Raw genomic sequence first — 17,565 nt, forward strand, 5'->3', positions numbered from 1 at the left:
CAAGCGAAACGCAATGGTAGAGACAGGGTAGAGAGCAGTTCTGACAGAGATACAAAAACGTGTTTTCAGCGAACAAGCAGCAAATAAAGAAGGGACCTGCAATCTATTTCTAGTTACAGGTCCCTTCTTTATTCAATGTCAATTATGACGTGATGTTTGTTATTGCGTAAAGCCTATGGCTGTTGCTTAGTTGGTGCTAGAGCGATCTCACGGATACATACGTTCTGTGGTTGTTGGTAAGCGAATGATACAGCGCGAGCGATATCGTCAGCTGCCAATACGCCGCCCATGTCTTCTTTCCAAGAATCGTAACCGTCTTTGATCTCTTGAGATGTAGTGTGAGACAGAAGCTCAGTCTCAACAGCACCCGGTGCGATAGTAGTAACACGAACATTTGAAGCTGCTACTTCTTCTCGAACGTTCTCAGAGATAGCGTGTACCGCGAACTTAGTACCACAGTAAGCAGCGTGGCTTGGGAATGTTTTCTTACCCGCAATTGAGCTGATGTTGATGATAGTACCTGTGTTGCGTTCCATCATAGGAGCAAGTACAGATTGCATGCCGTTTAGAAGACCAATTACGTTCACATCGAACATTGTCTTCCACTCTTGTGCGTCTTGAGTATCGATTTGACCAAGAAGCATTGCGCCAGCGTTGTTGATAAGTGCATCGACAGGACCAAATTTCTCTTCACCTTGTGCGATTGCTGCATCAAATGATGCTTTGTCTGTTACGTCTACTTTCACTGACAGTGAGTTTGGTAGATTCAGCGCTTCAAGGCGGTCAATACGACGAGCTAAAAGTAGCAGAGGGTGACCTTCATCGCTTAGACGACGAGCGATTGCTTCACCAATACCAGAGCTTGCACCTGTAATTACGATTAGTTTTTTCATTTTATTTCCTCTGTACTTTTATTGCGTCGGTTGGCTACGACGTATTGTTTAAGTGCATTCGAATCAAGTGCTTGTTGCCTTGCTTCGTTGCGATGGAGGTATATTAAGGAAAATAGCATTGTTGATATATAGCGCTTTACTTGAAACACTGTTGCTGTGGTGCAACAATAAGTGCGTTCATTTTATTACTTCATGCTTTTTAAATTTCACAAGTAAGCTGGCGGCCATGCTCAATCAAATTAACCTGTCTGATATTCGTTCTTTCGTGCTTATCGCTCGTTTAGGTAACTTCACCAAAGCGGCGGAGGAGCTGGATGTGTCACGCTCTCACGTATCACGCCAAGTGAGTAGCCTAGAAAAGCAAATGGGAGTGACTCTGTTTATCCGCACTACTCGAACCTTAAGGCTGACTCACGCTGGGCAAGATCTGTACGCGAGATGTGAACAAGCCTTAGATAATATAGACCAAGCTCTGATTGCTGCTGTGGATGATGTCGAAGAAGTACGTGGCGACATAAAAGTAAACTGTGTTGGCGGTTATTTGGGTGAAGTGATCATCGCGGATTTGGTCAATGAGTTTATGCAGCTCTACCCAGACATCAGCATCAGCCTTGATTTCAGTAGTAACCGAGTCGATTTGATTGAAGACGCCTTTGATATCGCTTTTCGTATGGGGAGCTTAGAAGACGCGGGCTTTATCGCAAGAAAGCTATTGGATATTGAAATGGGAACACTCGCGAGCCCTGAGTATTTCACTCGCAAAGGGAAGCCAAGCCATCCTAAAGATCTCATTCACCATGACTGCTTAACGGGGTCTGTGCGTAAGTGGAGCTTTCAAGCTTTGGATGACACCAAGAAAACAGTCGATGTTCATGTCACGGGTAGGCTGCAATGTAAGAATGGGCGAGTGTTAGTACAGGGCGCGAAATCGGGCAACGGAATTATTCGTGTTCCAACTATCTATTGCTTACAAGAACTCAACGACGGGCAACTGCTGCAAGTGTTTGATGAGTGGATAGTACCTAAAGTGGACTTTTCAGCGATCTACCATCGAGACCGCTATCAACCAAGTCGAATTCGAACCTTCATTGATTTTGTAAAAGGTCGCTTTGAGCAAATGCCAGTGAGCTAAGTGCTGCTTGTTGCCTTCCTTTTTCTGTCTGCTGTTTTTGGCAATAGTTGGACTGGCTCAAACTTACATCTCGTCGATTTCGTTTTGTAGGTTTTCCAGCTGGTCTAGAATCAACAAGAACTTCTCGCCGAACGGCGTCACTTGGTATTCAACTCTTGGTGGCAGTTCGTTGAACATCTGCTTATCTAAAATCCCAAACTCCACATTTCGCTTCAAGCATTCATTCAATACCTTGGTCGATAACCCTTCGACCGAGCGCACCATTTCACCAGGGCGCTTAATGCCATTTGCCAGTAATTGGTAAACCGTTAGCGACCATTTACAGCCGTAGATGGTTTCTACCATGCGAGCCGAGCGCTCTGGTGCCGATTTTCTTGAAAAAAAGTTTTCCTGATTTTTCATAAAGATGTACCAATAAGTACCTACCTAACCGATTTGTACTTACTATTCATAGTGTTAGTTCAAAGCCTAAGATTACCACGTTCACATGACTTAGGAGATAACAAAATGAACTTCACTAAAAATGGTATTGCAGTAGTAATCGGTGGCACAAGCGGTATGGGCTTTGAAACAGCGAAGCAATTAGTCGCTCAAAATATCCATGTGTTGGTTGTCGGCAATAACCCAACTAAGTTAGATAAAGCAGTGGCAGAATTGCAATCGTTAGGTCACGCTTCAGGTTGGCAAGCTAACCTTTATGATGATGCAAGTGTGTCTCGTCTTATAACGCATCTAGAGTCGTTAGATGAAGGTATTGGTTATCTTGTGAATGCTGCGGGTTACTTCAACCCTAAAGCGTTTATCGAGCACCAAGAATCTGATTACGAGCAGTACATGCAGCTTAATAAAGCAACCTTCTTCATCACTCAAGCTATAAGCAAATTGATGATCAAGAATGGCGGTGGCAGTGTGGTTAACGTTGGTTCTATGTGGGGTAAGCAAGCAATCAAAGCGACGCCATCTTCTGCGTACTCAATGGCAAAAGCTGGCTTGCACGCATTAACACAGCACATGGCGATGGAGCTTGCGGACCACAACATTCGAGTGAATGCGGTTTCTCCTGCTGTTGTTAAAACGCCAATCTACGAATCTTTCATTAAACCTGAAGAAGTGGACCAAGCGCTAGAAGGCTTCAACGCATTCCATCCGATTGGTCGAGTAGGTTTGCGGAAGACATCGCAAACAGCATCTCTTTCCTATTGTCTGACAGTGCCGATTGGGTAACGGGTGCAATCTGGGATGTTTGATGGTGGCGTGATCGCTGGCCGCAATTAATCAGGATTCTTTTTAGGTGGCTGTCGCGCAGGCAAAATAGCAGCGAGATGGCCTCCTTGATGAGTATTCGCGTAGAATAGAAGCTAGAAAGACAATCATAATTAAAACAATATTTAGAGTAAGGTCGTCATTATGCTCAACATGGACTTTTCAAAGAGATTGGTTATCGAAACCGATAAACAAGATTGGGTTGCAAGCCCTGCCAAAGGAGTGTGGCGTAAGCCCCTAGAAAGAGAAGAGAAAGAATCAGGTCACACGACTAGCGTGGTGAAATACGATCCTGACTCTTCGTTTTCTGAGCACCCACATCCGCAAGGTGAAGAGATCTTCGTATTAGAGGGTGTGTTCTCTGATGAAACCGGAGATTTCCCAGCGGGCACTTATATCCGTAATCCGCCGGGCAGCGCGCATTCCCCATCCAGCAAAAATGGCTGTACGATCTTGGTTAAGCTCAACCAGTTTGACGCGAGAGACTTAACTCAAGTTCGTATTAATACTTTGGAAACAGAATGGCTTCAGGGTATTGGCGGCTTACAAGTGATGCCACTGCATGAGTTCGAACACGAGCATGTCGCGTTAGTGAAGTGGCCGGTTGGCGAACGTTTTCAGCCGCATCACCACTTTGGCGGTGAAGAGATATTTGTACTTTCTGGCACCTTTAAAGACGAACATGGTGAGTATCCAAAACACACATGGATGCGCAGCCCACACATGAGTGAGCATTTTCCTTATGTGGAAGAAGAGACGGTTATCCTAGTGAAAACAGGGCATCTGCCATTGGATTAAAGGAATGCTCAGTAAAAGATGAGAAAGCCGCATTGTTTTGAACAAGCGGCTTTTTTTAGTTTTTATATATGATCTGACTAGTACGCAACACCAATACGTTGGCGTGGGAATTTGCCAGCTTCGAGTTCATCAATCATCGCAATAGCGTAATCGCTGACTGAAATTTTGCTGTTACCATCTTCGTCGGTGAGCAGTTGATCGCCACCAGTGCGGTAGGTCGATAGTTTCTCGCCCGGGAATATTTCTGCGGCAGGGCTAACGAACGTCCAGTTAACTTCGCTATTAGATTGCTTGAACACTTCAAGAGCTTCGCCCTGTGCTAGCGCTTCATTTTTGTAATCCGCAGGGAAGTCAGGAACAGTCACTAGCGGTACGTTTGGCGCTACTTCTAATGAGCCAGCTCCGCCAACCCAAAGTAGGCGATCGATACCGATGCTTGGCAGTGTATCAAGCAGCTTAGTTGCTGTACTTTTTACGATGTCGTGATTGCCTAGAGCACGTCCGCCAATCGAAGCAATAACCGCATCAACGCCTGAGAAAGCATCCGTTAGACTGTCTGTTTCATCTTGTAAATCAAATGAACGAACCTCAACATCACTGATTTCTACACGGCTTGCATCTCTTACAACAGCAACGACTTCGTGTCCGCGAGCTTGAGCTTCTTGAGCGATGTGACTACCAATCCAACCTGATGCGCCTAATACTGCAATTTTCATAATGTTTCTCCAATTATCTAATTTATTGAGTCTGTTTCTCGACAGCCATTGCAGTCTAATAGCTCACTAGATTGCAATAAATATCGTAAAATGATGTAGATTGTATCTATATGGTTAACTAATAGGCTTGGTTCAGTGGATAAGGGAAAGTGTGATGGATAGATTGACGGCGATGCGTAGCTTTGTTGAAGTCGCAAATTGTGCCAGCTTCACCCAAGCAGCTGAGCATTTGGGCATGAGTCGGTTGCAGGTTTCACGTCATGTTCAAGAGATAGAAGGGTGGCTGAAGCAGAGGCTATTACATAGGACGACTCGAAAGGTGAGCTTGACGGCGGCAGGGGAAATCGCTCTGCAGCGCTGTGAGAAAATCCTCCATGAGACCGCTGAGTTAGAAATTACGTCACTCAATCAAACCGATGATCTTTCTGGAACCATTCGAATTGCAGCCCCCATCGGGTTAACTCAGCATATGTTGTTGGATGTGGTCGAGCAGTTCACCGAGCGCCACCCTAATATCACGGTCGAACTGTTTGCCTCAGACCGCTTTACTCAGCTGGTGGATGAGAGGATCGATATTGCACTTCGTTATACCGATCAACCTGACGATAGCTTGATTGCACGAAAGCTAATGGTTATTGATTCAGTGGTGTGTGCCTCGCAAGCCTACTTGGACAAACATGGTGAACCTGAAACGGTCGAGGCGCTTCGAAAACACAATTGTTTTCGTCACTTGAATGTTTCTAAGTGGGATTTTGTTAAGGACAATCAACACTATTCGGTTGAGGTGTCTGGCACTATCAAGGCTAATGATGTTGGAGTGCTAACTCGTGCCGCACAGCACGGGAAAGGGGTAGTTCGTTTACCTTGTGACTTAGCCAACCCACTGATTGCGAATGGCAAATTGATACGAATATTGGATGAGTTTGTTTCACCGAGTAGTGTGCTGTGGGCGGTGTATTTGTCTCGTAGTTATCAGCTGCCGGTTGTTCGTCAGTTCATTGATTTTGCCGCAGAAGCTTGGTCTAGCGATATCAAATCTGGCGATGTTTGAAACTTCATAGGCAATGATACATAGCGATAGAATTTTAAAAGCTCATAAATACAAAAATCCGATATCAATGGTGATATCGGATTTGAACTCAATAATTCAGAGTTCCAGCACGCTCTCCTCTCACGAAGTCTTTACATGTAATGATGTACGGATAATCGGGTATTTATTACCTTTTCGTTTACGTCTGGTAAAGGCTGATACAAGCTTCTCGTAATGTCGGATAATACTTGGTCGTAAACTTGCGACACGACGCTAGAGATATCACTGGTTAATTCGTACATGCTATCTGCCGGTTGGGTCGCTTCGTTACTTGATGCGATCTCTGAGAGTGCATGCATCGCTCGCGTACAAACCGGTGACCCACTACTAAGAGGGCAGATAATCGATAACTGGTTGAGTTTTCTGTGTGTCTGAGAGGCGTAGAATTTGAATCTCGCGTACTCCTCAGGCTTCTCCATATCAGGGATACACATTCGTAATTTGGTCAGGATCTCCATGCAATCTAAGATCTGTTGCCAATTCATGTGGTACTCACGGCTCATGTCTTCACGCTCAGACTGAATTAGCCAGATGATCATTACTTCATCCATCAAGAACATGCTATGGCGAATTGTTTTGCCATGAATCGATTGGTTACGCACCAAGCTACGGTTTTGCCAGTCGCTGTGCATAGCGATGAGCTTGAGGTGATAGATGCGATACATAGGGCGGCTGTCAAACGACACATGGGATTGAAGCAGCTCAGATACCTCAAGTATGTTGTCGTAAATCTCGTTCACTTTACGAATCGAGTCGCTAGACAATTTATACGCCAGAGCGTAATGCGTTGCCGCGCGGTGTTTGCGTGATAACAACAATAACTCTCTAAGCAGAACTAAGGTTTCAAACCTGTGTGATAGCGCTGTTTGTCTCTTCCTTGAGAAATGAAACAGGGCTGCAAGTACTAATAGGGATAAACCCACTGAAATAACTACAAACATATTCAACTCCTAATATTTGTATACCTACTTAGTGGTAGTGCAGACACCATGCCAAAATAAATAAGTGTTATATTTCATTGATTTATGATTTTTCTCAAATTATGGATGATCAATCATGGTGCATGACTTCACCATTCGAGTGAATGTTTCTCATATTTTGCAGGATTTTTTGAGAGGTTACGCTTTTCTAACGATAGGTTGGGGAGGTTTCGGTAAGTAGAGACACTTTGGCGATCCATTTCAGGCTCGTTTCAAGCTACGGAAATTAAAAAGGCCTCACCCTATATGCTTTAACTCTAAAAGCAGTAAGAGTGAGGCCTTTCAATGTTCACTTCGCAGTGTAGTTGACTTAACGACTAAGTGTTTAGCATTGAGGGCTAAACGTTATGCAAGCTTAAGGTCGAACTCAGTGCGGTACATCACCATGTCTTCAATGGTCAGTACTGGCATGTTGTGTAGTTTGCCGAAAGCAACGATCTCTGGCGCTTTTGCCATCGTACCATCCGGATTGGTTACTTCACAAAGTACACCGGCAGATTGAAGACCAGCCATTTGCATAAGATCTACTGTACCTTCTGTGTGGCCGCGACGAGCAAGTACACCACCTTTACGAGCACGCAATGGGAATACGTGGCCAGGGCGAGCAAGGTCAGTAGGCTTAGCTGTTGGATTTGCAGCTGTCTTGATCGTTGTTACACGGTCAGCGGCAGAAACACCTGTTGTTACACCAACTTTCGCTTCGATAGTGACGGTAAACGCAGTTTGGTTTGCGCTGTTGTTATCAACAACCATAGGTGGAAGTTCAAGTTGGTTCGCTTGCTCGTCAGTTAGACACAGACACACAATGCCGCTGCATTCGCGGATCATAAGCGCCATTTGAGCATTCGTCAGGTGTTCTACTGAGTAGATGATGTCGCCTTCGTTCTCACGATCTTCATCGTCAAGTAGAAGTACGCCACGACCTTCGCGTAGAGCTTGCAGTGCGTTTTCAACGCGAGTGATTGGTTCGCCAAATTCGGCAAGTAGTGAAGACTGATTCATGGTTAAACTCCTAAAATATCACCAGAATCAGGGCTGTATGAGGGATCTCAACCGAGCACGACAAAGCCAACTCATTACAAGTCGATCTGTACCAATCGTAGTAAACAACTGGTCATTCTAGCTGGTTAAAACTCTTGATAACGGCGTTAAAATTTTTGACTGTAGAATAACTACTTATCGAAAAATTTTGCCTTGTTCTCAAGCGTTTTTCCTGCGCTATCTCTGATCATTTATTTACTGTGATTGGTATTAGCTCATTATGGTTTTATCCAAAACGAAATGCACCCGTCTGAGTTGGAGGCATCAACCCAATAGATAAGTGCGCCTTTCCAACTTAAACGAGTGTGTTTTCATTCTCTCTCATCCGGACTATAACCGTCGGCTCTGGCATCTCACCAGATCTGCTGACCTCGACGAATCGAGCGCTCGCGGGCTTATCTTTAGATTTTGCTAAGGACATACCGCCGGTGGGGAATTTCGCCCCGCCCTGAGAATAAAAATTAATAATCTGTTTTGCTTTTGAAAGCAGACCAGATGGTAATCCTTTCAATAGTGGATTTAAAGGACTGACAGCAAAGTTTTTAAGATTCTGGCCTTATAATCCGGTAAGTGTTCACTTTATCAGCAGAACGCGTCCGGTAGTCTGTTAATGGGATGATGCCTTTGTCTCGTCTGGTTTCAGTGGTTTTTGCTATCTCTATGAACATAAATGGATGTTGAACATTATTGGTGCTGGCGTGGCTGTTCACCGAATCAATACTCAAGAGGTCCATTAATCGAATATTGTTACACCATGACGGCTGACTGACCGTTTTGACATAAAATTGATATTGACGATGCTAAGCTGCGATAGCATCCGACCACTTTATCTAAAAGATCTTAGCCATGACTTCTCTGTTCTCTAACAAATCCAAAGGCTTATTACTGCTCGTTCTAAGTTTGTATTCCCTCATACCCTTTTTGATCTTTGGATCTGACTTCGACCTTGGAAGTGCTGTTTTGCCTTTCTATGGTGCTGTGATGACATTCGTGACTTATTCAGCGGGTAATCAAGGGTTCCTAATCACACTCGCGATTCTCTCTTTGTTGGTGCTGACATTAAAGTTCTCAAAAGCAAAGCTAGTGAGCCTTTGTTTGCAGCTTGGTATTTTATTGGTGTTAAGCTTTGCAGCAAAGACATTCCTTAAATCAAAAACGGAGAGTCCACGCCCATATACTGAGTACTTAGTTACCCAAGAAGTGGTTGATATGCCGGAGCTGTTTTATGAACTGCCACTAGAAGAAAAGAACGTGGCCATTGAGTCAGTAGAAGATAAGGTGAGCGAGTGGCGAACGCGTCACTGGTTGGGTGAAACTGACTACTCTTTCCCATCTGGACATATGATTTTCGTCGGTGTGTGTTTGGCGTTCTTTGGTGGTCTTCTCCTAGAGGCGAAACGCTTTTATCTAGTCGGCGGTTTACTGGTTTGGACTGGTGGTGTCGCCTATAGCCGTGTTTGGCTTGGCATGCATCGACCAGAAGACTTAGCCGGATCTATTGCCTTTGCGGGTTTGATCTATTTATTGGTGCCGCTTATCTCAGAGCAAAAAATAGAACGCTATTTACCTGCATTTTTGAAACAGACTTCTTAGGGATCCGTCCTCACTGCAAAAGAAGGGCTCAGATTAGCAGTACGTAATAAACGCTACTGATTGAGCCCTAGCTCTGCTTGCTTCTTTTTGGTTAGACCTAAGGACACAATTCGGTGTGACTCAATGAGATAGTATCTCAGCTCCTCATCCCTTTGTGGCGTGCTTTCAAACAGCTGAATCCATTTCATACCGCGTGAAGCAAAGTAGGGTGCGGGTTTATAGCCCGGCTCTTCTTTGAGAAAGTCGAAATTCTGATCGGACGCCTTGAAGATAAACGCAGGCTCATCTTTCGGTCCCCAACCACCAATCGCAAACACCTTGCCACCCACTTTCCAAACGTGCGAGTTATTCCACTGCATCACATAACTGGTTGCAGGCAGTGACTCGCAGAATGCGTTGAATTCGTCGTAAGTCATAGAGCGTCCTTTTATCTACTGGGTGTTTGTGTTGGTTTTCTAAGATGTCTTTCTTCTTCTTGTCTTTATCGCCAATAACTAGCCAGCTAAACCCTGCCAGATTGCCGTAAAGCCACTGAGAGAACATAGCAGTAATGAACCAATGCGTATCTTCTCTTTAGGGATGCTTTGTGTCGTCATTAACGCCACTTTGTAACCCAACCAAGCAGCAGGCAGCAAAGGTATAGTGATGATCAAGTGGTGTAGCGTGAAGAAGCCAATTGGGATCTGTACAACCAACGAAATGATCGAACTAAACACGAAAAACGCAGAAAGGTTACCACGAAGCTGATTGGCATCTTGGTGTTGGAGTAGCAGTGCCATCGGTGGACCACCAATACCAGAACTGGTGCCAAAGAACCCAGAGAAGAACCCTGCAATACCCATCTTAGTTGGGGTTGGTTCGAGTCTAAAGGGCAGTAGGCTAACAATCACGGCAAATACTACCAATAAGCCCAACCATAGTGATAACACGCTCGTTGAAACCATCACCAACAAAGCACCACCTGCCAGTGACCCAGGAATACGGCCCAGCAATGCGATTTTTAATCCGCCAATAGAGATATTTGCTCTATGTTTAAAAGCGTTGAATAACGAGATAAACAGACCGATCAAACAGATAGGCGCAGGCACATAATCTGGAGAGACCAAAAACAGCAGTGGGGCTGCAACAATGGCCAAACCAAAGCCGATTGCGGTTTGCACAAACGAGCCGACAAAAATGAGTGTCATTGCGATAAGGACAGTCTGATCTATGTATTCCATAAGCCTGCGGATTAGTTTTAAAGGAGCGGGTGGATACTATAAATGAAAACTAAAATAATAGTCTTATTATTCAGTGAGCTTTATGCCAGTTTCGCTAGTTATAATTTCTACTATAACGACCAACAAAAAAGCGAGTGAGTATCTCAGGATGCTTCCTTTCAATACTCACTCGCTTTATTGGAACGACTTGTTTACGCTAGTGGGGGAGTCAGCATAAAACGTTAAGCCATTGCCAATTTCAGTCGCTCAATGGGCTTGTCATTGATTGGTAAATGGATAAGTGCTGCTGCAAATGCCAGCACCACCGTTGACCACCAGATTGGCTCGTAAGAACCGTAGTAATCGTAAATACGACCACCCACCCAAGCGCCTAAGAAGCTACCCACTTGGTGAGTAAAGAATACCAAGCCGTACAACGTTGATAGGTAACGGGCACCGAAGATCTGACGAACTAAACCAGACGTTAGCGGAACTGTACCCAACCAACAGAATCCAATGGCCGCACCGAAGATAGCCGCGGTTGATTCAGTCACAGGCAGAGTCACAAACGCACCGATAACCACAGTACGCACTAAGTACAGTGCAGACATAACGTGGCGTTTGCTGAACTTGTCGCCCATTACACCCCAGAAGTAAGACCCAAAGATGTTGAAGATGCCAACGTAAGCCAGTGCCATCGCAGCGCTGCTCGCGGGTAGGTCTTTATCTGCTAAATAGCTCGGTAAGTGCGTTGCGATAAACATTACGTGGAAACCGCACACGAAGAAGCCCGCGTGAATCAACCAGTAACCTTTGTGAGCAAACGCTTCAGACAACGCTTCTTTGAGTGTTTGGTTCTCTTCAGCTTGCGCTTGTTTGTTTGAGGCTGCTTTAGGCGCTCGCATGAACAGCGCAAAAGAGATCATCAAACAACACAGTACGCCAAACACTTGCATCGCACTCTGCCAGTCAAATTCATTCAGCATGTATTGTGCGCCCGGAATTACCGCGAACATACCAAATGAACCTGCAGCCGTGGTTAAGCCAAACGCCTTAGCCGCGTGCTCTGCTGGTACAACTTTCGCTACTGCGCCAAGCACGATCACGTAACTTGTCGCACTCAAGCCAAGACCAACCAGTGCGCCTAACGAAACGTAAAGCATGCTCGATTCGGTAGAAATTGAGGTAAGAAGTAAACCCAAACCGTAAGCACATGCGCCAGCAATAATGATGCGTCTTGCTCCCCATTTGTCAGCGGCCATACCAACAAAAGGTTGGAACACACCGAACAATAAGTTTTGTAGAGCAATAGAGAAGCTGAAAAACTCTCGACCCGTGCCGAAATGCTCTGAAATTGGCATCATGAAAATGCCGAATGATTGTCTGATCCCTAGACTGATAATAAGTGTGCCTATCCCTAGCCATACCAGTAAAGGAAAACGGAAAATGCTCATTCTAATACTCTTAAATTAATGGTGGTGATGTGAGTGGTCTTGCGCTGACATGTGTTGGTCAGTCATCTCATGGTGATGTTCGTGCCCAGAATGATCATGCCCTGACTGCTGGTGGCAACCACTGCTTACGGCATGCTGAGCCAAGAGATCAATCAATGGCTGACTGTGATGCACAATAACCAAACTAATGACGAGGAATAACGTCATTCTGGCAAGTTGGGCAAAAAGAGATTGTGAAAACATACGGTGTTGACATGCGCTCAATGTTGTAAGAAGTCGCGCATCATAGTGATGAGTCGGGTATGTATCAAATGACCATTTGTGATGTAGTCTATGCGTTTTATGCATAGATTGTCGCTTGATTGGAATTGGTATAAAACGCGCTCAATAAATAAGAAAACTTGAAGCTCGTTAGTTAATAGAAACAAGTATCTAATTAAGAATGAAAGTCTAAATTAAGGCTTATAACTAGCTGTTTAATTTAAAGTTTCACAAAGCTGTAAAAACTAATATACAAACTAATCACTAAGCAACATTGCTCGTTCACTCGACTTATCTGTCAAACATCGTAAATTTGGGCATAAATCGTTTCAAGACTACTGAAACGCGATGTTAAAAGATTCAGGGAGAGTCATTCACATGGATAAAGATCATAATCTTCGCGAAAACTTACTGGCACTGATCTTAGGTAGCGCATTGGTTTCACTCGGCGTTATCTTTTTCAACCAAGTCGGTTTGCTCACCGGGGGCACGGCTGGTCTAGCGATCTTCATTACCAAAGTAACAGATTTGAGCTTTGGCCAAGTATTCTTCGCACTTAACTTACCTTTCTATATTTTGTCGGTTGCTCGTATGGGCTGGCGCTTCACAATCAATACGTTTATCGCGGTTTCGATTGTTTCGTTCGCCGTGGATCACTTGTATCACGTGATTCAAATTGCCGAAATTCATGCATTGTATGCAGCTTTACTTGGTGGTGGCTTGATTGGTACCGGCATGCTGGTGATTTTCCGTCACAAGATGAGCTTAGGTGGCTTCAACATTCTGGCGTTGTTCTTACAAGAACGTTTTGGAATTCGAGCAGGTAAGGTTCAGATGGCATTAGACTGCACGATTGTTGTGCTTTCTCTGTTCATTGTTGATGTGTCATTGGTTCTTCTGTCTGTGCTTGGTGCGATAGTCACCAACTTGATTCTAGCAATGAATCATAAACCGGGGCGCTATCAACCTGTGGTAAAAGCGGAAGCAGCATAGTTCGGTTCGCTCAAGCTCTAGATTTGCTTAAGTAAAGAGTGATTTGCAGATTATGAAAACAACAAAGCCAGCATTAATTGCTGGCTTTGTTCTATTGAAATAACGGATTCGATGTAACGATTAACACTTGCCGCAGCTGGCGTTCGGCTTAAGCTCGCAATCAATCACATTGCCTTGTTGATCAAGGGACAAGTTACAACACTCTTCAAACAGGTTCTTAAGATCAGCACGGCTTTTTTGCACGCGGGATTTAACCGTTGAATAGCTGACGTTCTGCGCTTCTGCGATCTCTTTTTGGCTTTGGCCTTTGATGTCGACCGCAAGCAGTAGCGATGAACTTTGTTCTGGCAATGCCTGAATAAAAGGTTCAATACACAATGAAAGTTTCTGCTTAAATTCAGAGTCGTGGTCTAAATCGGTAAACCACAGATCTTCAGCATCAATTTGGCTATCACGTTGTTGGCGTGCATGCTTACGGTAGAAGTCGATAATGGTGTTGTTGGCTAACTGGAACAGCCAAGCCTTAACACTGCTAGCATCTTGTACCTTATCTAAGTTCTGATAGGTCTTAATCAAGATATCTTGGAGCAAGTCGTCTACATCCGCAGAGTTGTTGACCTTTGAATGCAGGAATGACTTTAATGCTTGCTGATACTCGGCCCAGACTTGTTCGAGCTTCAAAGGTGCATTAGTTGCACTGTTCATTTACGCAACATTCGTCTTGTAAGAAATCAATCACACCTTCTAGGCACTCATACTTCGCCACGCAGAATAGAGTTCTTCCTTCTCGTCTTTGGCTGATTAGGCCCGCAGACGCCAAGCTTGATATGTGGTGAGACAAGGTAGAACCGGGAATGCCTAGCTCTTCTTGTAGGCCGCCAACTGCAATGCCTTGGTAGCCAGCTTTAACGACACTCTTATAAATGGTTAGGCGAATAGGGTGCCCCAACTCTTTAAGTGCTTTCGCAACGACTTCTAAGTTCATATTAACTCCTCAAGATTTAATTTCGATGTTAGTCGAAATGTATGTCGAATTCAAATTTAAAAACGGTGTCTGTGTAAGTTATTGAAAAACTGTGTTTTCGAAAATCATTTCGATTTTTATCGAAATAATGCTTGTTCTGGAGCTGTTTATTTCTATAATTCGAGAATATTCGAAATTAAGGGTTGGTTACTTTTCTCATAGAGCCCGACCTTCAATCCAGTTTGGAGTTAATTATGAGCAATGAAATGTTAACAATGCTAAAAGACGCGCTTGATATGTTTGCTTTCTTAGCAGTAGAGCTAATCATCCTTTTCTTGGCAATTAGCTACATTGTTGGGATTCTGCAAGAGTTCCTTACGCCTGAGAAGATTCAATCTATCTTGAGCTCACGCAACGGTAAGGGTTATGTGATTGCCGCACTACTAGGTGCGATTACACCTTTCTGTTCATGTTCGACGATTCCTTTCCTAAAAGGTTTACTGCGTGCACGAGCGGGTTTTGGTCCAATGATGGTGTTCCTATTTGGTAGTCCACTATTGAACCCAGTGATCATTGGTTTGTTTGTGATTACCTTCGGCTGGCAAGTTGCTGTGTTCTACTTCCTTGTAGCAATGACGGTGTCTGTAGTGGCTGGTTACGCACTTGAGAAGCTTGGCTTTGAGCGTTACGTAAAACCTGAAGCGTATGAATCAACAGGTTCAGCTTCAAGCTGTGGCACTAGCTGTGGTGACTCTGCTCCTAAGAAAGCAGCACCGGTTAAAGCAGAATCTTCATGTGGTACAAGTGCATGTGGCGAACCCGCACCCGTAATGGCGAAAGAGACATCTTGCTGCGATTCTAAAAAAGAAGAGCCACAAGTAACGGTTTCATGCTGTTCAGCGGATGGAAGCGCAACAGCTGAAATCGTAGAGAAGAAAGAACCTAGCCGTTGGATGAGAATTTGGTTCTCAACTTGGAAAGATTTTAAACAAGTTTTCCCTTACCTAATGATGGGTATCGCGATTGGTTCATTCATCTACGGCTTCATTCCTACAGACCTTATTGCACAGTACGCTGGTGAAGGTATGTGGTATGCGATTCCAGTAGCAGCCGTGATTGGTATTCCACTGTATATTCGTGCTGAAGCGGTAATCCCACTAAGTGCAGCTCTAGTACAGAAAGGCATGGCGCTGGGTTCAGTTATGGCATTGATCATTGGTAGTGCAGGTGCAAGTTTGACGGAAGTTATCCTGCTTAAATCAATCTTCAAGAACCAAATGATTGCAGCATTCCTATTCGTTATCCTAAGCATGGCGATGGGTGCAGGCTTCCTATACAGCTTCATCTTTGGTTAATCAGGCTTGATTATGAGATAACACCATTGATACAAAGAGATAGATAATAAAAAAGAGCTCACATAGTTGAGCTCTTTTTTGTTTAGCTTATCAGTCCGGAGGCTAGAAACCGCGAATATCTAGCTCATTGTTGATCAACACGACGCACTGAGAAGCGAACAGCATATTTGGACCCAAACTGATTTTCTCTGTTCCTAGACGTTTTAAGCTGTTGTAGCTTTTCTTCGGCATAGGGATGTGGTCAGTCAGAAGGAAACATGGGTTTTCAGCAATCTCTGCATCACGGATAAAGTCGCCTTTCTTATCCATCATGTAGAGCTGGTGGTCTTCAGCTAGCTCTTTAACTAGCTTTTCAAAACTCATAGTACGAACAGTGATACCCGATTCAACCTGACGCGTCTGTTCTTTTGTCATACCTTGAGAAGCGTCAACCGCTCTTACTACCGCAGACAACAATGCTGACTCATGGAAGCCACCAATATTGGTGATCTCGTTTGAATCGAATGTAATCGTACGTGAAAAGTCTTTAGTACTTTCTAATACAAGGTGCACGGTGACATTCTCACGGTGAGATTGAGCAACGAAGATCGTGTTCATCAGAGTATGAGCCAGAATCTCAGTATGAGCATCTTGCCCAACACCTTCTAAGATAAGTTTGCTCTCTGTAGGGGCTGCGCGAGCGCGTAATACAAATGAACGCATGGAATGTACCTTGTCAGTATGTGATAAAGCGAAACGGGCTTTATCAACATGAATTGATGAATAACCAAAATTGTGGCGGTATGTAACTCTTTTCTATTAATGAAGTCAAATAGAGTTGCGTATAGCGCCAACCAGAAGAACTCTGCGTATTAAATAGAGAATGACCACATTACAAGATGGTAAGGGTTGAAGCGACCCAATGTTTACGTAGATAGTATGCGCAAATTATTAGGTGACTTACATAAGGAAGTAGTCGATGAAGTTACAGAAGATCAATAAAGAAGAATATAGAAAGAAGATGAACCTGCTGTTGGTTTCGTTGGTTGGGTCACTCGCAGTGTTCGCCATTGTATTCGGAACCATACTGATCGAGCTATTCGGTTCAGGGCAATCAATCGCAGGCGAATCGACAGGTAATTTCCACTTGAACGTATTAGGTGTGATCTTATCAGTCGCATTGAATGCATTTATCGCGAGCCGTGTGAAAGGGCATGATTACTTCAAAGAAGCGCTTTATGTATGGAACCTTAAACAAATCCATAATCAAATCTATCGTAAGCTCAAGCGTATTCAACCCAAAGCTGAGCAAGGCGACCGAGACGCGCTGACCATCCTTTATTTCTATTACACCACGCAAAAACAGGTATACGACCTAGACAACAACACATTGACGATAAAAACAGTTCAGCAATCGCTAGATAACATCCTAGAAGTGAGTGAGAAATGGAGCATTGAGCTAGATATAGAGGCTTTTTCGAAAGATCTAATCGCAAAGTTTTAAGTAATACACCCATTATTGTATGAGCTTTGAGCTACGAAAGAGCCTTTTGACGTAAAAGTAGCCACTTAAGCAAGTTTTTTGAATTTTTATCAAAAAAGGGGTTGCCATGTTTTCGATGATCTCTATAATGCCGCCTCACTGACACGGCAGATGCCATAAGGCTTCAGCGGTAATCAGTAAGACGGAAAGTTCGAAAGAAATTAATTTTAAAAAGTGTTTGACACTTAAGATTAAATCGCTAGAATTCACGTCCGCTTTCAAGGGTTTCTTTGTAAAAAGAAAGTTTCGACAAGCAAAGCTCTTTAACAATTTAAACCTATCAATCTGTGTGGGCACTCGTTGATGAATAT

At 44.0% G+C, this 17,565-nt stretch carries 19 protein-coding genes, 1 pseudogene and 1 riboswitch; of the genes and pseudogenes, 9 read left to right on the forward strand and 11 right to left on the reverse strand.

Annotated elements, in window-relative coordinates; genetic code table 11:
- Positions 1–173: 173 nt before the first annotated feature.
- On the reverse strand, positions 174–893 hold the full coding sequence (locus AB6F11_RS16585) for an SDR family oxidoreductase (protein WP_008216572.1): 720 nt from the start codon (positions 891–893) through the stop codon (positions 174–176).
- Positions 894–1,119: 226 nt separating this feature from the next.
- Here AB6F11_RS16585 and AB6F11_RS16590 point away from each other — a divergent pair, with 226 nt between their 5' ends.
- Positions 1,120–2,025, forward strand: coding sequence for a LysR family transcriptional regulator (locus AB6F11_RS16590; RefSeq protein WP_102393458.1), 906 nt, complete (start codon positions 1,120–1,122; stop codon positions 2,023–2,025).
- Positions 2,026–2,088: 63 nt separating this feature from the next.
- Here AB6F11_RS16590 and AB6F11_RS16595 read toward each other — a convergent pair whose 3' ends face one another.
- On the reverse strand, positions 2,089–2,427 hold the full coding sequence (locus AB6F11_RS16595) for a helix-turn-helix domain-containing protein (protein ID WP_017076885.1): 339 nt from the start codon (positions 2,425–2,427) through the stop codon (positions 2,089–2,091).
- 105 nt (positions 2,428–2,532) lie between these two features.
- Here AB6F11_RS16595 and AB6F11_RS16600 point away from each other — a divergent pair.
- Both AB6F11_RS16600 and AB6F11_RS16605 read left to right on the forward strand, forming a co-directional pair.
- Positions 2,533–3,300 (forward strand): annotated as a pseudogene (locus tag AB6F11_RS16600) (SDR family NAD(P)-dependent oxidoreductase).
- 132 nt (positions 3,301–3,432) lie between these two features.
- On the forward strand, positions 3,433–4,086 hold the full coding sequence (locus AB6F11_RS16605) for a cupin domain-containing protein (RefSeq protein WP_102393459.1): 654 nt from the start codon (positions 3,433–3,435) through the stop codon (positions 4,084–4,086).
- A gap of 77 nt (positions 4,087–4,163) precedes the next feature.
- Here AB6F11_RS16605 and AB6F11_RS16610 read toward each other — a convergent pair whose 3' ends face one another.
- Positions 4,164–4,802, reverse strand: a complete 639-nt coding sequence (locus tag AB6F11_RS16610; protein ID WP_102393460.1) for an NAD(P)-dependent oxidoreductase — start codon at positions 4,800–4,802, stop codon at positions 4,164–4,166.
- Positions 4,803–4,956: 154 nt separating this feature from the next.
- Here AB6F11_RS16610 and AB6F11_RS16615 point away from each other — a divergent pair, with 154 nt between their 5' ends.
- Entirely contained in the window at positions 4,957–5,853 is an 897-nt protein-coding gene (locus AB6F11_RS16615) for a LysR family transcriptional regulator (RefSeq protein ID WP_102393461.1), read from the forward strand.
- Positions 5,854–5,984: 131 nt separating this feature from the next.
- Here AB6F11_RS16615 and AB6F11_RS16620 read toward each other — a convergent pair whose 3' ends face one another.
- Positions 5,985–6,833 carry a hypothetical protein gene (locus AB6F11_RS16620; RefSeq protein WP_017064918.1) on the reverse strand — a complete coding sequence of 283 codons (849 nt, stop codon included), beginning with the start codon at positions 6,831–6,833 and terminating at the stop codon, positions 5,985–5,987.
- Positions 6,834–7,217: 384 nt separating this feature from the next.
- Positions 7,218–7,874, reverse strand: coding sequence for a 3,4-dihydroxy-2-butanone-4-phosphate synthase (gene ribB / locus AB6F11_RS16625; protein ID WP_017054827.1), 657 nt, complete (start codon positions 7,872–7,874; stop codon positions 7,218–7,220).
- A gap of 348 nt (positions 7,875–8,222) precedes the next feature.
- Positions 8,223–8,373, reverse strand: a riboswitch (FMN riboswitch).
- Between the two features lie 386 nt (positions 8,374–8,759).
- On the opposite strand from ribB, the gene AB6F11_RS16630 reads away from it, so the two are divergent.
- Positions 8,760–9,506: a phosphatase PAP2 family protein gene (locus AB6F11_RS16630; protein WP_102393463.1), complete on the forward strand. Its 747-nt coding sequence runs from the start codon at positions 8,760–8,762 to the stop codon at positions 9,504–9,506.
- A gap of 53 nt (positions 9,507–9,559) precedes the next feature.
- On the opposite strand, the gene AB6F11_RS16635 is transcribed toward AB6F11_RS16630, so the two are convergent.
- The 3 genes from AB6F11_RS16635 to AB6F11_RS16645 form a co-directional block, all read right to left on the reverse strand.
- Complete coding sequence (locus tag AB6F11_RS16635; RefSeq protein ID WP_017061695.1) at positions 9,560–9,922, reverse strand: MmcQ/YjbR family DNA-binding protein; 363 nt, start codon at positions 9,920–9,922, stop codon at positions 9,560–9,562.
- Positions 9,923–10,000: 78 nt separating this feature from the next.
- Complete coding sequence (locus AB6F11_RS16640; protein ID WP_170962367.1) at positions 10,001–10,726, reverse strand: sulfite exporter TauE/SafE family protein; 726 nt, start codon at positions 10,724–10,726, stop codon at positions 10,001–10,003.
- Between the two features lie 221 nt (positions 10,727–10,947).
- A complete protein-coding gene (locus AB6F11_RS16645) occupies positions 10,948–12,159 on the reverse strand; it encodes an MFS transporter (protein ID WP_017061697.1) in 1,212 nt (403 codons plus the stop codon).
- A 29-nt stretch (positions 12,160–12,188) separates the two neighbouring features.
- Here AB6F11_RS16645 and AB6F11_RS16650 point away from each other — a divergent pair, with 29 nt between their 5' ends.
- Together AB6F11_RS16650 and AB6F11_RS16655 are read left to right on the forward strand one after the other, a co-directional pair.
- Entirely contained in the window at positions 12,189–12,338 is a 150-nt protein-coding gene (locus AB6F11_RS16650; RefSeq protein WP_017061698.1) for a hypothetical protein, read from the forward strand.
- A 460-nt stretch (positions 12,339–12,798) separates the two neighbouring features.
- Complete coding sequence (locus AB6F11_RS16655; protein ID WP_017065874.1) at positions 12,799–13,413, forward strand: YitT family protein; 615 nt, start codon at positions 12,799–12,801, stop codon at positions 13,411–13,413.
- 120 nt (positions 13,414–13,533) lie between these two features.
- Here AB6F11_RS16655 and sigZ read toward each other — a convergent pair whose 3' ends face one another.
- Together sigZ and AB6F11_RS16665 are read right to left on the reverse strand one after the other, a co-directional pair.
- Entirely contained in the window at positions 13,534–14,118 is a 585-nt protein-coding gene (gene sigZ, locus AB6F11_RS16660) for an RNA polymerase sigma factor SigZ (protein WP_017061700.1), read from the reverse strand.
- Positions 14,102–14,398, reverse strand: coding sequence for a helix-turn-helix transcriptional regulator (locus AB6F11_RS16665; protein WP_104216080.1), 297 nt, complete (start codon positions 14,396–14,398; stop codon positions 14,102–14,104). The genes sigZ and AB6F11_RS16665 overlap by 17 nt, the downstream gene beginning before the upstream one ends.
- A gap of 233 nt (positions 14,399–14,631) precedes the next feature.
- Here AB6F11_RS16665 and AB6F11_RS16670 point away from each other — a divergent pair, with 233 nt between their 5' ends.
- Positions 14,632–15,732 (forward strand): permease, encoded by a 1,101-nt coding sequence (locus tag AB6F11_RS16670; protein ID WP_102393464.1) that lies wholly within the window; start codon positions 14,632–14,634, stop codon positions 15,730–15,732.
- Between the two features lie 102 nt (positions 15,733–15,834).
- Here AB6F11_RS16670 and trmY read toward each other — a convergent pair whose 3' ends face one another.
- Complete coding sequence (trmY, locus tag AB6F11_RS16675; protein ID WP_102393465.1) at positions 15,835–16,434, reverse strand: tRNA (pseudouridine(54)-N(1))-methyltransferase TrmY; 600 nt, start codon at positions 16,432–16,434, stop codon at positions 15,835–15,837.
- Positions 16,435–16,690: 256 nt separating this feature from the next.
- On the opposite strand from trmY, the gene AB6F11_RS16680 reads away from it, so the two are divergent.
- Complete coding sequence (locus AB6F11_RS16680) at positions 16,691–17,215, forward strand: DUF3087 family protein (RefSeq protein WP_065584102.1); 525 nt, start codon at positions 16,691–16,693, stop codon at positions 17,213–17,215.
- The last annotated feature ends 350 nt before the right edge of the window (positions 17,216–17,565 follow it).

The organism is Vibrio sp. 10N.247.311.14 (assembly GCF_041467715.1).
GTDB lineage: Bacteria > Pseudomonadota > Gammaproteobacteria > Enterobacterales > Vibrionaceae > Vibrio > Vibrio crassostreae_C.

What these genes read in the sequence shown, in the direction of transcription:
- AB6F11_RS16585 (WP_008216572.1), bottom strand. Translation starts at nt 893, where the DNA reads ATGAAAAAACTAATCGTAATTACAGGTGCAAGCTCTGGTATTGGTGAA.
- AB6F11_RS16590 (WP_102393458.1), top strand. Translation starts at nt 1,120, where the DNA reads ATGCTCAATCAAATTAACCTGTCTGATATTCGTTCTTTCGTGCTTATC.
- AB6F11_RS16595 (WP_017076885.1), bottom strand. Translation starts at nt 2,427, where the DNA reads ATGAAAAATCAGGAAAACTTTTTTTCAAGAAAATCGGCACCAGAGCGC.
- AB6F11_RS16605 (WP_102393459.1), top strand. Translation starts at nt 3,433, where the DNA reads ATGCTCAACATGGACTTTTCAAAGAGATTGGTTATCGAAACCGATAAA.
- AB6F11_RS16610 (WP_102393460.1), bottom strand. Translation starts at nt 4,802, where the DNA reads ATGAAAATTGCAGTATTAGGCGCATCAGGTTGGATTGGTAGTCACATC.
- AB6F11_RS16615 (WP_102393461.1), top strand. Translation starts at nt 4,957, where the DNA reads ATGGATAGATTGACGGCGATGCGTAGCTTTGTTGAAGTCGCAAATTGT.
- AB6F11_RS16620 (WP_017064918.1), bottom strand. Translation starts at nt 6,833, where the DNA reads ATGTTTGTAGTTATTTCAGTGGGTTTATCCCTATTAGTACTTGCAGCC.
- ribB (WP_017054827.1), bottom strand. Translation starts at nt 7,874, where the DNA reads ATGAATCAGTCTTCACTACTTGCCGAATTTGGCGAACCAATCACTCGC.
- AB6F11_RS16630 (WP_102393463.1), top strand. Translation starts at nt 8,760, where the DNA reads ATGACTTCTCTGTTCTCTAACAAATCCAAAGGCTTATTACTGCTCGTT.
- AB6F11_RS16635 (WP_017061695.1), bottom strand. Translation starts at nt 9,922, where the DNA reads ATGACTTACGACGAATTCAACGCATTCTGCGAGTCACTGCCTGCAACC.
- AB6F11_RS16640 (WP_170962367.1), bottom strand. Translation starts at nt 10,726, where the DNA reads ATGGAATACATAGATCAGACTGTCCTTATCGCAATGACACTCATTTTT.
- AB6F11_RS16645 (WP_017061697.1), bottom strand. Translation starts at nt 12,159, where the DNA reads ATGAGCATTTTCCGTTTTCCTTTACTGGTATGGCTAGGGATAGGCACA.
- AB6F11_RS16655 (WP_017065874.1), top strand. Translation starts at nt 12,799, where the DNA reads ATGGATAAAGATCATAATCTTCGCGAAAACTTACTGGCACTGATCTTA.
- sigZ (WP_017061700.1), bottom strand. Translation starts at nt 14,118, where the DNA reads ATGAACAGTGCAACTAATGCACCTTTGAAGCTCGAACAAGTCTGGGCC.
- AB6F11_RS16665 (WP_104216080.1), bottom strand. Translation starts at nt 14,398, where the DNA reads ATGAACTTAGAAGTCGTTGCGAAAGCACTTAAAGAGTTGGGGCACCCT.
- AB6F11_RS16670 (WP_102393464.1), top strand. Translation starts at nt 14,632, where the DNA reads ATGAGCAATGAAATGTTAACAATGCTAAAAGACGCGCTTGATATGTTT.
- trmY (WP_102393465.1), bottom strand. Translation starts at nt 16,434, where the DNA reads ATGCGTTCATTTGTATTACGCGCTCGCGCAGCCCCTACAGAGAGCAAA.
- AB6F11_RS16680 (WP_065584102.1), top strand. Translation starts at nt 16,691, where the DNA reads ATGAAGTTACAGAAGATCAATAAAGAAGAATATAGAAAGAAGATGAAC.